We start from the raw sequence: 1,275 nt of genomic DNA on the forward strand, positions 1-1,275 counted from the left end.
GGCGCGGGCGGGTCGGCCTCGGGCTGGTGGCCTGCCTTTCGGTGCTGGCGGGGATGACCGACGCCATCGGCTTCATGGCCACCGGGGATTTCGTTTCCTTCATGAGCGGCAACACCACGCGCATGGCCGTGGCCATCAGCGATGGCGAACCGGGCCTGGTGCTGCGCCTGCTGCTCCTGGTGGCCACCTTTATCGTCGGTAACGCCCTGGGCGTGGTGGTCAGCCGCCTTGCCGGGCACCGTGCCCTGCCCTTGCTGCTGAGCATCGGCGCGTTGCTCTGCGCCTCTGCTGCCTGGCCTTTCGAGCAGCAACTGCCGGCCCTGCTGGCGGCCATCATTGCCATGGGCATGCTCAACGCCGCGGTGGAGGAAGTGAACGGCCTGCCCATCGGCCTGACCTACGTCACCGGCGCCCTCTCACGCTTTGGCCGCGGCCTGGGGCGCTGGATGCTCGGCGACCGGCGCAACGGCTGGCGGGTGCAACTGGTGCCCTGGAGCGGCATGTTCGCCGGGGCGGTGCTGGGCGCCTTGCTGGAACAGCACCTGGGGCTCAAGGCACTGTATGTCAGCGGGTTGTTTGCCGTGCTGCTGGGTGTGGCGTCATTGAAGATCCCCCGCCGCTGGCAACTGGGCTACAAGAACCGCTGACATTGAGCATGGCTATCAGCTGAACAGGCCGCCGCTGTCGGTATCGATCACGATCGACGACAGGCTGATATGCCGCGGCCGGGTCAGGGCGAAGATCACGGCCTCCACCACATCACGGTTGGTGCCCTGCTCGCCCTTCTGCCGCGCCGGAATCTGCTGCCAGGCCTCATCCAGCGGCGAGACATCCTCCAGGTACGGCGGGTGCACGCACAGCGAGCGCACCGGCGTGCCCTTGAGCATCTGCCGCAGGCCATCGGCCAGGGCCAGTTGCCCGTGCTTGGCCGCATAGAACGGCAGCGACACGCTGTGCAGCGGTGCATTGGGCAAGCCGCTGATGGAGCCGATGGTGACGATGTCCGGGCGCTTGGAAGCCTTGAGCACCGGCAGCAGGCCCTGGGTCAGGAGGAAGGTGCCGCTCAGTGCGGCGTCGATCACCCCGGTGACTTCAGCGGCGCTGTGGGGCTGCTCGCTGGCCTCCAGCCACATGGCGCCGTTGTTGATCAGGATGTCCACTTGCGGGTGGCGGACGTGGATCTCAGCCAGGGCGGCCTTGACGCTGTCGCTGCTGGCCAGGTCCACCACCACCTGATCGGCGGGGCTGCCGGTACGCGCCTCGATGGCCGCGCTG

The 1,275-nt window shown here is 68.0% G+C and carries 2 protein-coding genes; one reads left to right on the forward strand and one right to left on the reverse strand.

Annotation, left to right across the window (positions count from 1 at the left end; translation table 11 throughout):
• A partial coding sequence (locus tag F6S12_RS31865; protein ID WP_315869874.1) for a YoaK family protein occupies positions 1 to 647 on the forward strand: 647 nt, incomplete at its 5' end.
• Between the two features lie 15 nt (positions 648 to 662).
• Here F6S12_RS31865 and F6S12_RS31870 read toward each other — a convergent pair.
• Positions 663 to 1,275 (reverse strand): SDR family oxidoreductase (locus F6S12_RS31870; protein WP_315869875.1); only part of this gene is annotated, 613 nt, incomplete at its 5' end.

The sequence above is a fragment of the Pseudomonas sp. JV245A genome (assembly GCF_032424515.1).
Classification (GTDB): domain Bacteria; phylum Pseudomonadota; class Gammaproteobacteria; order Pseudomonadales; family Pseudomonadaceae; genus Aquipseudomonas; species Aquipseudomonas protegens.